10 protein-coding genes are annotated in these 13,242 nt (G+C 59.8%); all 10 read right to left on the bottom strand.

The window, feature by feature from the left end:
• Nucleotide 1: 1 nt before the first annotated feature.
• Nucleotides 2-2,722 (bottom strand): preprotein translocase subunit SecA, encoded by a 2,721-nt coding sequence (gene secA, locus AB5Z05_RS01305; RefSeq protein ID WP_005336144.1) that lies wholly within the window; start codon nucleotides 2,720-2,722, stop codon nucleotides 2-4.
• A gap of 59 nt (nucleotides 2,723-2,781) precedes the next feature.
• Nucleotides 2,782-3,687, bottom strand: a complete 906-nt coding sequence (locus AB5Z05_RS01300; protein WP_005355107.1) for a M23 family metallopeptidase — start codon at nucleotides 3,685-3,687, stop codon at nucleotides 2,782-2,784.
• A gap of 140 nt (nucleotides 3,688-3,827) precedes the next feature.
• A complete protein-coding gene (gene lpxC, locus AB5Z05_RS01295; protein ID WP_005336146.1) occupies nucleotides 3,828-4,751 on the bottom strand; it encodes a UDP-3-O-acyl-N-acetylglucosamine deacetylase in 924 nt (307 codons plus the stop codon).
• Nucleotides 4,752-4,850: 99 nt separating this feature from the next.
• Nucleotides 4,851-6,002 (bottom strand): cell division protein FtsZ, encoded by a 1,152-nt coding sequence (gene ftsZ, locus AB5Z05_RS01290; protein WP_005336147.1) that lies wholly within the window; start codon nucleotides 6,000-6,002, stop codon nucleotides 4,851-4,853.
• A gap of 39 nt (nucleotides 6,003-6,041) precedes the next feature.
• On the bottom strand, nucleotides 6,042-7,301 hold the full coding sequence (gene ftsA, locus AB5Z05_RS01285) for a cell division protein FtsA (protein ID WP_005336148.1): 1,260 nt from the start codon (nucleotides 7,299-7,301) through the stop codon (nucleotides 6,042-6,044).
• Nucleotides 7,282-8,034, bottom strand: a complete 753-nt coding sequence (locus tag AB5Z05_RS01280; RefSeq protein WP_005336149.1) for a cell division protein FtsQ/DivIB — start codon at nucleotides 8,032-8,034, stop codon at nucleotides 7,282-7,284. The genes ftsA and AB5Z05_RS01280 overlap by 20 nt, the downstream gene beginning before the upstream one ends.
• 97 nt (nucleotides 8,035-8,131) lie before the next feature.
• Nucleotides 8,132-9,586 (bottom strand): UDP-N-acetylmuramate--L-alanine ligase, encoded by a 1,455-nt coding sequence (gene murC / locus AB5Z05_RS01275; RefSeq protein ID WP_005336150.1) that lies wholly within the window; start codon nucleotides 9,584-9,586, stop codon nucleotides 8,132-8,134.
• Nucleotides 9,587-9,697: 111 nt separating this feature from the next.
• Nucleotides 9,698-10,780: an undecaprenyldiphospho-muramoylpentapeptide beta-N-acetylglucosaminyltransferase gene (gene murG / locus AB5Z05_RS01270; protein ID WP_005355117.1), complete on the bottom strand. Its 1,083-nt coding sequence runs from the start codon at nucleotides 10,778-10,780 to the stop codon at nucleotides 9,698-9,700.
• Complete coding sequence (gene ftsW / locus AB5Z05_RS01265) at nucleotides 10,780-11,961, bottom strand: cell division protein FtsW (RefSeq protein ID WP_005336154.1); 1,182 nt, start codon at nucleotides 11,959-11,961, stop codon at nucleotides 10,780-10,782. The genes murG and ftsW overlap by 1 nt, the downstream gene beginning before the upstream one ends.
• Nucleotides 11,958-13,241, bottom strand: coding sequence for a UDP-N-acetylmuramoyl-L-alanine--D-glutamate ligase (gene murD, locus AB5Z05_RS01260; RefSeq protein WP_139474341.1), 1,284 nt, complete (start codon nucleotides 13,239-13,241; stop codon nucleotides 11,958-11,960). Before murD ends, ftsW begins: the two co-directional genes overlap by 4 nt.
• Nucleotide 13,242 lies beyond the last annotated feature (1 nt).

Below are 13,242 nucleotides of genomic sequence, written 5' to 3'. Positions count from 1 at the left end.
ATCAGGTCAACTGACCGTGGCAGTGCTTGTACTTCTTGCCGGAACCGCACGGGCAGGGATCGTTGCGACCGACCTTCTGCTCGTCACGTACGAAGGTGGTGTGACCCTCTTCACCTGCGGCCTGTTCATCGGCCAGCTGGCTCTCAGCTGCGGCGTGGGTATAGGTGCGGGGAGCGGCTTCCGCCTGCTGGCGCTGCTGCTCTTCCATCGCTTCCACATCGCGCTCCTGCACCTGAACACGGCTCAGGATGCTGACCACGTCGCGCTTGAGGGTTTCCAGCATCTGGGTGAACAGATCGAAGGATTCGCGCTTGTACTCCTGCTTGGGGTTCTTCTGGGCGTAACCGCGCAGATGGATGCCCTGACGCAGGTGATCCATGGCCGCCAGATGCTCTTTCCACAGACCATCCAGAGTTTGCAGCATCACCGCCTTCTCGAAGTTGCGCAGCACCTCTTTGCCGACCAGCTCTTCCTTGTGGGCATAGAGTTTGGTGGCTTCGTCCAGAATGCGCTCGCGCAGCTTCTCTTCATACAGCTTGTCGTCTTCCGCCAGCCACTGCTGCAGCGGCAGATCCAGCGCGAAGTCCGCCTTCAGGCGTGCTTCCAGACCCGGCACATCCCACATCTCTTCCAGAGACTGGGGCGGGATGTACTCGTCGATCACCGCGCCGTAGACGTCGTCACGGATAACGTGGATGGTCTCGGAGATGTCGTTGGTATCCAGCAGCTCATTGCGCTGCTCGTAGACCACCTTGCGCTGATCGTTGGCAACGTCATCAAACTCCAGCAAGCTCTTGCGGATGTCGAAGTTGCGACCTTCCACCTTGCGCTGGGCGTTTTCGATCGCCTTGGTGACCCACGGGTGCTCGATGGCTTCGCCCTCTTCCATGCCCAGTTTCTTCATCATGCCGGTCACGCGATCGGAGGCGAAGATCCGCATCAGGGTATCTTCCATGGAGAGGTAGAAACGGGATGAGCCCGGGTCACCCTGACGACCGGAACGGCCGCGCAGCTGGTTATCGATACGACGGGATTCGTGACGCTCGGTACCGATAATGTGCAGACCACCGGCGGCCAGCACCGCATCGTGACGCACCTGCCAGGCGGCTTTCAGCTCGGCAATCTGCTCGCTGGTCGGGTTCTCCAGCTTGGCAATTTCTGCCTGCCAGTTGCCACCCAACACGATGTCGGTACCACGACCGGCCATGTTGGTGGCGATGGTGACCGCACCTGTCTGACCGGCCTGGGCAACGATCTCCGCCTCCATGGCGTGGAACTTGGCGTTCAGCACCTTGTGCGGGATCTTCTCCTTGGTCAGGATGCCGGAGAGCAGCTCGGAGTTCTCGATAGAGACGGTACCAACCAGTACAGGCTGGCCCTTGGCCACGCACTGACGGATATCTTCGATGATGGCGGCATACTTCTCATTAGCGGTCAGGTAGACCAGATCGCCCATGTCCTTGCGCACCATCGGCTTGTTGGTCGGGATAACCACGGTATCCAGGCCATAAATCTGCTGGAATTCAAAGGCTTCGGTATCCGCAGTACCGGTCATCCCCGCCAGCTTGTTGTAGAGACGGAAGTAGTTCTGGAAGGTGATGGATGCCAGCGTCTGGTTCTCGTTCTGGATCTTCACCCCTTCCTTCGCTTCAACGGCCTGATGCAGACCATCGGACCAGCGACGACCCGGCATGGTACGGCCGGTGTGCTCGTCGACGATGACGATCTCGTCTTTCTGGACGATGTAGTCCACGTTGCGCTCGAACAGGGTGTGAGCGCGCAGACCGGCGTTGACGTGGTGCAGCAGGCTGATGTTGGAGGCGGAGAACAGGGAGTCGTTCTCGTCCAGCAGCCCCTCTTTCTTGAGCAGCTCTTCCACGAAGATCTGACCGTTTTCGGTCAGCAGGGCCTGACGGTTCTTCTCGTCTACTGTGTAGTGACCGTCGCCGGTGTACTCTTCGGTGTCTTCCTTGTCCTGCTTGACCAGCAGCGGGATCAGTTTGTTGACGCGGATATAGAGCTCGGAGCTATCTTCGGCCGGACCGGAGATGATAAGCGGAGTACGGGCCTCATCGATAAGCACCGAGTCCACCTCATCCACCAGCGCGTAGTTGAGCGGACGCTGCACGCGCTGCTCCGGCGAGAACGCCATGTTGTCGCGCAGGTAGTCGAAACCGAATTCATTGTTGGTACCGTAGGTGATGTCGGCGGCGTAGGCGTCACGCTTCTGGGACGCATCCATACCGGGCACGTTGCAATCAACGGTCATGCCGAGGAAGGCAAACAGCGGACGGTTCGCTTCCGCATCACGCTTGGCCAGGTAGTCGTTCACCGTCACCACGTGCACACCACGGCCACTCAGGGCGTTCAGGTAAGCTGGCAAAGTCGCAGTAAGAGTCTTACCTTCACCGGTTTTCATTTCCGCGATGCGGTTGGAGTTCAGCACCATGCCGCCGATCAGCTGCACGTCGAAGTGGCGCATGCCAAACACCCGCTTGGAGGCTTCACGCACGGTCGCGAACGCTTCCGGCAGCAACTGCTCCAGGGTCTCACCCTGCTCGATACGCTGACGATATTCAGCCGTTTTGGCCTGCAACTCGGCATCGGAGAGAGCCTCGAACTGCGGCTCCATGGCATTGATCTGTTTTACAATTTTGCGCAAAGCCTTGAGCGTTCTGTCGTTCCGGCTGCCGATAATCTTGGTAAGCAGTGTGCTAATCATGGGTACCAACTATTTCTGGTTATAAAAGCGTTCCGTCACTGGAACCTGAAGAAAAAAACCTAACCCCGTCTGGCACTGAGAAAGCGTGCGGGGTTGACCTGACGACCATCTTTCAACACTTCGTAATGCAGATGGACCCCGGTCGCGCGACCGGTGCGTCCCATCAAGGCAATCTTCTGACCCTGATCAACCAGGGTGCCCACCTCGACCAGCAACTTGGAGTTGTGGGCATAGCGGGTGACCAGGCCATTGCCGTGATTAATCTCCACCATATTGCCAAATTCCGGATGACGGCCCGCCCAGCTGACAATGCCGGGCCCGGTGGCCAGAATCGGGGTTCCGGGTTTGCCACGGAAATCGACCCCTTTGTGCATCTTGGCACGCCCGTTGAACGGATCGACCCGTCCACCAAACCCGGACGAGACCCAAACTCGCTCCTGTTTGACTGGCGTGCCGGAAATAAAACCGGCATCGGTGATATGGTGATTCATGATGAAAGATTCAAGTACCGACAGCTGCTCTTCACGGCTGCTGAGCTGCTGGCTGAGGTGCTTCATCGAGGCTTGCAGCTCGTTGAGGCTCACTTCCAGCTCTTCATCATAAGAAGGGCCGCCCATGGGGGGCAGCTCTTTGAAATTGAACTCGTCGGGATCGAGATCGGCCTGCTCGGTCAATCGTTCACCGAGGGCATTGAGACGGCCAAGCTGACCCTGCATGGTGCCCACCTGAGCAGCCAGCATCGCCAACTGTTCACGGGCTTCGTCACCACTCTGGTCAACGGACTGTTGCTCGGCAACGGCAAGCGCCACTTCCAGCGCCTCCATTTTCTGGTGCCAGCTCTGCCAGAGCCAACCACCACCAAGGGCCAACAGGGAGAAGAGAATACCGCCGACCCAGGCCAGACGTTGTTTGGGCAGGTGCAACTTGCGTCGCTGCTTGCCGTGGAGGATCAGGGTAATGCTCATAGAAATCAGTCTGCTCGGTCAGGTGCGGCCAGGAGCCTGCACGGGAAATAAAACCGGGAGATAATCGGTATTAAAGGATGGAGTAAACAAATGACGGAACGTCGGTGCGGAGAGAGGACCGACGTTCCGTTGCACAGCTATCAGGCCAGAACCAGACCGTTATCGTAGTAAGCGATAGGCGCTTTGTCGCCCTCACCCTCGAAGGTCACCAGTTCCCAAGCCTCCTGCTCGGCCAGCAAGGCACGCAGCAGCTTGTTGTTCAGGGCATGTCCGGTCTTGTAGGCACGGAACTCACCGATGATGCTGCGGTTACACATATAGAGGTCACCGATCGCGTCCAACATCTTGTGCTTGACGAACTCGTCCTCATAACGCAAACCGTCTTCGTTCAGCACCCGATAGTCGTCCAGTACCACGGCGTTTTCCAAGCTTCCGCCCAGCGCCAGGTTCTGGGAACGCAGGTACTCGATATCACGCATAAACCCGAAGGTACGGGCACGGCTAATCTCTTTCACGAAGGAGGCACCGGAGAAGTCCAGTACGCAACGCTGATTGCGCCCTTCAAAGACCGGATGCTGGAAATCGATCTCGAGATCCATCTTGAAGCCGTTGCGATAGGGGTGGAATTCCGCCCACTTGTCACCGTCTTCAACCCGGATGCTCTTCTTGATCCGCACAAACTGCTTGGCCGCATTCTGCTCACGGATCCCGACTTCCTGCAGCAGGTAGATAAAGGGATGCGCACTGCCGTCCATCACCGGGATCTCGGGCGCGTCAACCTCGACATAGAGGTTATCGATCCCCATCCCAGCCAGCGCGGCAGAGAGGTGCTCAATGGTAGAGACACGGACACCGGCTTCGTTGACCAGAGCAGTACAGAGCACGGTATCGCGCACCTGATCGGCATTGGCTGGCAGCTCCACCACAGGATTCAGGTCGGTACGCAAGTAAACGATCCCTGTGTTCACAGGCGCCGGACGGAACGTCATAGTGACTTTCCGGCCCGAATGCAGGCCGACACCAGTCGCCTGTACACTCGTTTTCAAGGTTCTTTGTCTAATCATGGGTGTACCCTAAACAGCTTAAAATCCGGACCAGATGGTCGTTGGCAGGCCATCTTAGCACATTCCTTGAACAACAAACAAACGAGAGCCATAAGAGGCTTAGTCAGCTTGCTTGCGCAGGAACGCCGGAATATCCAGGTAATCCGGTTCACGACGAGCTTGCGGCTCGGCGTTGACCACCTTGGCCGGGGCTTCGTCCATCACGCGGCCTTGCATCATGTCGCTAACCAGCGGCTGACGCACCGGGCGCTCTTGCACCTGGCTGCTCTTGACCAGCGTGATGTCCGGCTTGCGCTCGGCACCGATACCGGTAGCAACCACAGTCACACGCAGCTCGTCGTGCATTTCCGGATCGATTACGGTACCCACAACTACAGTGGCGTTCTCGGAAGCGAAGGCCTTGACCGCGTTACCCACGGTTTCGAACTCTTCGATGGTCATGTCCATGCCGGCGGTGATGTTGACCAGGATGCCACGGGCACCAGCCAGATCCACATCTTCCAGCAGCGGGCTGGAGATGGCTTTCTCGGCCGCTTCTTCGGCACGGTCATCACCAGAGGCGGAACCGGTACCCATCATGGCGGTACCCATTTCGCGCATAACGGTACGCACGTCCGCGAAGTCGACGTTGATCAAGCCAGGACGGGTGATCAGCTCGGCAATGCCCTGTACCGCGCCAAGCAGTACATCGTTGGCCGCCTTGAAGGCATCCAGCAAGGAGATACCGCGACCCAGCACCTTCAGCAACTTGTCGTTGGGGATGGTGATCAGGGAGTCGACGTTCTTGGAGAGCTCTTCGATACCGTGCGCGGCGAAGCCCATCCGCTTCTTCCCTTCGAAGGAGAACGGCTTGGTCACCACAGCAACGGTCAGGATGCCCATCTCGCGCGCCACTTCGGCCACGATCGGCGCAGCACCGGTACCGGTACCACCACCCATTCCGGCGGCGATGAACACCATGTCGGAACCGGTCAGCAGCTCACGCAGCGCTTCGCGATCTTCCATGGCCGCATCACGACCCACTTCCGGATTGGCTCCGGCACCCAGACCCTTGGTGATGCCACCGCCGATCTGCAGGGTAGTGTTGGCGCTGGAGTTACGCAGTGCCTGGGCGTCGGTGTTGACGGTAATAAACTCAACACCCTCAATATTTTGACGAACCATGTGCTCGACAGCGTTACCGCCGCCGCCACCTACACCGATCACTTTAATGACGGCTTCGTCAGTGTGGCTATCCATAAATTCAAACATGTTGTCTCTCCGCTTTATTTGCCTGACTCAGCAAAATTCTTAGAACTCGCCACGCAGCCAGTTGCTAACCCGTTTGACCAGGCCACCGACGCTTGCCTTGGCGGCATATTCTTTGTTGCTACCTGTGGCTTGATGGGTGCGGCCATATTGCAGCAACCCGACCGCAGTCGAGTACACCGGTGCCTGCACGTAATCACTCAAACCACGTATGTTCATGGGCTCTCCCACCCGGACCTGGCTCTGGAAGATCTGCTCTGCACACTCCACAATGCCTTCAATCTGGGCAGCGCCGCCGGTCAAGACCACACCGGCTGCCAGCTGATGCTTGACCCCCTGCGCTTTCAACTCGCTTTGTACCCGCACCAGCTCATCATTCACCATGGAGAGCAACTCGGTGTAACGGGGCTCAATCACTTCAGCCAGTGTCTGCCGTTGCAGGCTGCGCGCCGGGCGACCGCCGACACTGGGTACTTCAATATTGTCTTCCTTGCTGACCAGACGACCGAGGGCGCAACCGTAGCGCACCTTGATCGCTTCCGCGTCGAGCGGCGGCGTGCCGAAGGCGTAGGCGATGTCGCTGGTCACAGTGCTGCCAGCGTAGGGGATCACCTTGGTGTGGCGCAGGGCACCGCCGGTAAACAGCGACATGTCCATGGTACCGCCACCGATGTCCACCACGCAGACACCCAGCTCTTTCTCGTCTTCGGTCAACACGGCATAGCTGGAGGCCAGCGCGGAGAAGATCAGTTGATCCACGCGCAAGCCGACCTTCTCCACACATTTCTCGATGTTGCGGGCCATGTCGTTGTGGCAGGTGATCAGGTGAACCTTGGCTGCCATCCGCACACCGGAGAGGCCAACCGGATTCTTGATCCCTTCCTGATAATCGATGGCAAACTCCTGAGGCAGCACATGCAGCACGCGCAGCTCGTCGGAGAGGCGAACCGACTTGGCGGTGTGGATCACGTTGTCCACATCCTCCTGGGTCACCTCTTCATCGGAGATGGGCACCATGCCGGTCTCGTTGCGGCAATCAATATGCTTGCCGGACAACCCCAGATAGACCGAGCTGATCTGGCAATCTGCCATCATCTCGGCCTCTTCCACCGCGCGGCGCAGTGACTTGACCACGGAGTCGAGGTCATTGACCCCGCCCTTCTCCATTCCGCGAGAAGCGTGACTGCCCATACCGATGACGTTCAGTTCACCGTCAGGCAATACTTCCCCGACCAGAACCGCCACCTTGGTTGTGCCGATATCCAGTCCGACAATCAAATTCCTATCTGCGGTGTTGGTCATGCACTTTCTCTTCGCTCTTCTTCCAGCCAACTGCCATTCCGGTGTCGTATCGAAGATCCACGTAGGCGACTTGCGCACGGGGTTCGATAACCGGGAAGGCATCGATAAACCGCTGCAACCGGAGCGCAATGTCATTGCGTCCCAGGAACAGCTTGATATTGCCATCCAGGGTCAGTTCCCAGGCATGGCGGGGGGTCAGATTCACCCCCAGCAACTTGTATCCCTTGGCAGCCAGTTGCGACTCGTACTGCCGACTCTCTTTCAGCACCCGGGCAGCCTGGTCATCCGGCCCTGACAGCTGCAACAGCGGCGTCTTGACCCGATCCGGGGCACTGAATACCTTGCCCTTGGTGTTGACGAAGCGGTTGCCATTCCAGCGCGCCGCCACATCTTGTTCCGTGAGGTAGATCTTGATCTTGTTCGGCCACTTCTTTCGTACCGAGACCGAGGCCACCCATGGCAAGGCATTGAGCCTTGCCTGCAATTCGTTGACGTCCAATTCGAAGAAGTTGCGCAGCTCGGCGCCATCCAGCACGGCCATCCGCAGCTCTTCGGTTTGCAAATACTGGTGTTGCCCCTGCAGCAACAGCTCGCTCATGGGCAACCGGTTGGCATCTGTCAGCCAACCTTTAACATCCAGCGCCGTCCGGTAGCAGCCCCATATCACCAGCAGGAAAAACGCTACCCCTGCGATGAAGCCACCCTTGGTGCGCCCCTGTGCCCTTGCCTCCACCCGATCGATCCCCGTGTAACGCGCTAAACCGGCCTTTGACAGACCGGTTCGCCATTATATAGGCCCCGGCTTGGCGGTCAAAATACTCATTGGGCCCTCAGGCGCCAGATTTCATGCTATCTATGCTCAATTTCATCTCTCCGAGACGACGGGCCAGCGCCCCGACGTTCCCGGCGCCTTGAGTCAGCACCAAATCCCCCTCGCCGATCAGGTCGGCCAGCACGGCTGGCACGTCATCCGGTGTAGCGACGAAGATGGGTTCCAGGTTGCCGCGCGAGCGAATGGAGCGGCACAGTGCCCGCCCATCAGCGCCCGGGATCGGCTCCTCACCGGCAGCATAAACCTCCAGCATCACCAGCACGTCTACCTTGGAGAGCACATCGGCGAAGTCCTCGTAGAGGTCGCGGGTGCGGGTATAACGGTGCGGCTGGAACACCATCACCAGACGCTTCTCGGGCCAACCGGCGCGGGCGGCGTTGATGGTGACCTTCACTTCGCTCGGGTGGTGACCGTAATCGTCCACCAGCATCGCCTTGCCGCGACCGGTTTCAAACTCGCCATACTGCTGGAAGCGACGACCGACCCCTTCAAATTTGGCCAGAGCAGAGATGATGGCCTCGTCGCTAACACCGTCCTCTGTCGCGACAGCTATCGCCGCTGCAGCGTTCAATGCGTTGTGAATACCCGGCAAATTGAGGGTCACCTGCAGCTCACCGGCCTCTTTGCGGCGAACACGGAAGCAGCTGTGGTTGGTGGTCTGGACAAAATCCAGCACCTGCACATCGGCATCGTCAGAGAGACCGTAGGTCAGCGTCGGACGGGCAATCTCGGGCAACATGCCACGGATCACCGGATCATCGATGCAGACCACCGCCAGTCCGTAGAAGGGGAGGTTGTGCAGAAACTCGATGAAGGTGGCCTTCAGCTTGGAGAAATCACCGCCGTAGGTATCCATGTGATCCGCTTCGATGTTGGTCACGATAGAGACCATCGGCTGCAGATGCAGGAAAGATGCGTCGCTCTCATCCGCCTCGGCAATCAGGTAGCGGCTGCTGCCCAGTCGGGCATTGGTGCCGGCACTGTTGAGCAGGCCACCGATGACGAAGGTCGGGTCGCGGTCGGCTTCGGCATAGATGCTCGCCACCAGACTGGTGGTGGTGGTCTTGCCGTGGGTACCGGCAATGGCGATACCGTGACGGAAACGCATCAGCTCGGCCAGCATCTCGGCGCGGCGCACCACCGGGATCCGCAGTTCACGGGCAGCCAGCAGCTCCGGGTTGTCCTGCTTGATGGCGGTAGAGACCACCACCACGCTGGCACCCTCAACGTGTTCGGCACTGTGGCCGACAAAGATGTGGGCGCCCAGTCCGGCCAACCGCTCGGTCACGGCGTTGCGAGCCAGATCAGAACCCGTTACCTGATACCCTTCGTTGGCAAGCACTTCGGCGATCCCGCCCATACCGGCACCACCGATGCCGATAAAGTGAATGCGACGCACGCGGCGCATTTCGGGAATCACAGTTCGCAGTTTTGCCAGTTCAACCTTGGTCATAATCGTCTCTTTAGTCTGCCGCAGGCCATGTGCCGTTAAAGCGCAGCTGCACGGCGGCATCAATACATACAGGTACAAGGCTGCACGGTGTCACCGCTGCAACCTTGCTCATCAATCTTTACCACGCTGCCCGGTTGCGAGCTGTTTGCACTCATCTGCAACCCGCTCGGCCGCATCGGTGATGGCGACGCGGCGAGCCGCTTTCGCCATGTTAAACAGGGTCTCCCTGCGACCAGCCAGCCAGGTCAGACGCGCCGCCAGCGATGCGGTATTCAGCTCGGACTGGGGCAGGAACTCGGCCGCTCCGCCGTCGACCAGTGTCAGGGCGTTACGGGTCTGGTGATCATCCACCGCATGGGGCAGTGGCACAAAAATGGCGGCCACACCGGCGGCAGCCACTTCAGAAACAGTCAGCGCACCGGCACGGCAGACTACCAGGTCGGCCCAAGCGTAGGCGCTGGCCATATCCTTGATAAATTCGCTCACCTCGGCATTGATGCCGTGCTGGGCATAGGCAGCAGAGACAGCCTCAGCATTGCCCTTGCCACACTGGTGACGCACTTCAATGGGCACGCCGGATGCTGCCACCGCAGCAGGTACCTGCTCGTTGAGCACCCGCGCTCCTAGACTGCCGCCGACGATCAGCAGATGCAGTGGCTCATCCCCGCTGCGCAGTTGCGGATCCGGCAGGGCGACCACTTCGGGACGCACTGGATTACCGACCACGGCGGTGCGACGGCTCGGCGCGAAGGCGCCCGGAAATGCCATCAAAACCCGCCTGGCGATACGGGCCAGCAACTTGTTGGTCATGCCAGCAGCAGCATTCTGCTCATGGAGCAACAGCGGAATGCCGGAGAACCAGGCCGCCACGCCACCCGGGCCGGAAGCAAAACCGCCCATGCCGAGCACCACATCAGGGCGAACGGTCTTGAGCACCTGACGCGCCTGCAGGATCGATTTGACGATGCGATAGGGTGCCACCAGCAGTCGCTTGATGCCGTTGCCACGCACCCCCTGAATATCGATGAAGGAGATGGGATAACCGTGGGCGGGCACCAGCTCCGCCTCCATCCGGTCGGCAGTGCCGAGCCAGTGGACAGTCCAGCCCTGGGCCTTAAGGCGATCGGCCACGGCCAGACCGGGGAACACATGCCCACCGGTACCACCTGCCATCACCAACAGAGTCTTGCTCACTAAACCTCCCGCACGCGCGCCTGGGCTGTCGCCTGACGCAACTCAAAATCGATTCGAATCAACATGCTCACCGCCACCGACATGATGATGAGACTGGAACCACCGTAACTGACCAGCGGCAGGGTCAAGCCCTTGGTTGGCATCATGCCACTAGCCGCGCCGACGTTAACGAAGGTCTGGAAGCTGAACCAGATGCCAATGCCGATCGCCAGATAACCGTCATAGAGCCGCTCGGCCACCAGCGCGCGATGCCCCAGCTTGAGCGCCTTGACCGCCAGCGCAAAAATCAGGAACAGGGCGCCCAACACCCCGACGTAACCCAGCTCTTCACCGAGGATCGCAAACACGAAGTCGGTGTGCGCTTCCGGCAGGTACTCCATTTTCTGGATAGAGTTGCCAAGCCCTTCGCCAAACCAGCTGCCACGACCAAATGCCATCAGCGACTGGGTCAACTGGTAGCCGCTGCCGAACGGATCGGCCCAAGGGTCCATAAAGGAGGTCACACGCCGCATCCGGTAGGGCTCGACGATGATCAGCATCACCACCGAGCCGAGGCCCGCGCCGATCAGGGTCAAAAACTGTCCCAATCGGGCTCCAGCCAGAAACAGCATGCCGAACGAGGTAACGAACATCACCACGGTGGAACCCAGGTCCGGCTGCAACAGCAGCAAGACCGCCAGCACCCCGAACACCGCCAGCGGTTTCAGGAAGCCGATCCAGGCTTCACGCACTTCGCTCTGGCGCCGCACCAGATAGCCGGCCAGATAGACAAACAGCGCCAGCTTGCCAAACTCGGCAGGCTGCAGGTTGAAGGGGCCGAGCGGCAACCAGCGCACCGCACCGTTGACGTTCCGCCCCACCAGCAGCACCAGCACCAGCATCAAGATCGCCAGCAGCAACATGGGGCCGTTGTGCTGTTGCCAGCGCGCCATCGGCACCTGCAACACAAACCAGGAGATACCGAGCGCCATCACCAGAAACAGGGCGTGACGTTTCACAAACATGAAGGGGTCATCCCCCAGCGCAATCCCTTCGGGGATCGACGCCGAGGCCACGATGACCACCCCGACCGCCATCAGGGAGAGCGCCAGCAGTACCAGCTGCCGATCGTAGAGACCGGCAGGACGCGCCGGTAACAGCCAGCGTTGGAACAGACCTGCTGCTGCGCGAAGGGCGTTCATAGCGCCAGCACCATCTCGGTGAAGCGATCGCCGCGCACCTCGAACGACTTGAACTGATCGAGGCTGGCACAGGCCGGCGCCAGCAGCACCCAGTCACCGGGCTTGGCATCGGCCGCCGCTTTGGCAACCGCAGCGGCCAGGTCGGCCACCCGTTCGGTCTGCTCGCCCAGTGCCAGCAGCACCTCGGCATCCTGACCGAAGCAGTACATGTGATCGATCTGGTTGCCCAGCAGCGCCTGGATCGGGCCAAAATCCTGCCCCTTGCCCTGACCACCGGCCAGCAGCAACAGGCGCCCCTTGACCGACTCGCGCACACCGGCAACGGCAGCCAGCGTGGCCCCCACGTTGGTGGCTTTGGAGTCGTTGATCCAGCGCACCCCGTTCACCTCCCGCACGAAGCGGGCACGATGGGGCAAGCCCTCGAAACGACGCAGCACGGTAAGCTGAGCCGCACGGGGAATACCGACCGCATCGCACAGCGCCATGGCCGCAAGGGCGTTGGCCTGATTGTGGGCACCGACGATCTTCATCTCGTCCACCGCCAGCAGCGGTTCGCCGTGCAGGGTCAACCAGTAGCGACCATCCAGCAGGCAACGGCCATAGCCATTGCAATCGAGACCAAAGCTCTGCCACACCTGACCCACATCGGGCAGGGTCTGGGCATCGTCACGATTGACCAGAATGTGTTTGGAGTGCTGATGGATCTCCATCTTGGCGGCGCGATAGTCGGCCATGCCCTGATAACGATCCATGTGATCTTCTGAGAGGTTCAGCACTACGGAGGCGGCAGCACGCAAACTGTGAGTAGTTTCCAGCTGGAAGCTGGAGAGCTCCAGCACGCAGAGATCCATCGGCTGCTTGAGCAGCTCCAGCGCAGGCGTGCCGATATTGCCGCCCACGCCGACATTGAGACCGGCTTCGGCAATCATCTCGCCCACCAAGGTGGTAACGGTGCTCTTGCCGTTCGAGCCGGTAATGGCGATGACCGGAGTCTGGGTCTCGCGAACAAACAGTTCGATGTCACCGACGATCTGCACACCACACTCGGCAGCTGCTTTCAGTTCGGGGGTCGCCAGCGCGATACCCGGGCTCGCGACGATCATGTGCGCCTGCTTGAGCAGCCCCTCGTCGAGCCCGTGGATCAGCTCCACCTCCGGCGGCAGTTGATCCTTGCCGGGCGGGTTGGCGCGGGTATCCATCACCAGTGGCGTCACGCCACGGCCGAGGAAGTAATCGACACAGGAAAGTCCGGTTTTGCCCAATCCGATGATGATGACCATG

Source organism: Aeromonas sp. R2-4 (genome assembly GCF_040908365.1).
In the GTDB taxonomy this organism is placed as follows: Bacteria; Pseudomonadota; Gammaproteobacteria; order Enterobacterales; family Aeromonadaceae; genus Aeromonas; species Aeromonas veronii.
Note: the sequence above shows the minus strand (reverse complement) of the source record. Positions and strands in the feature narration are given on the sequence as shown.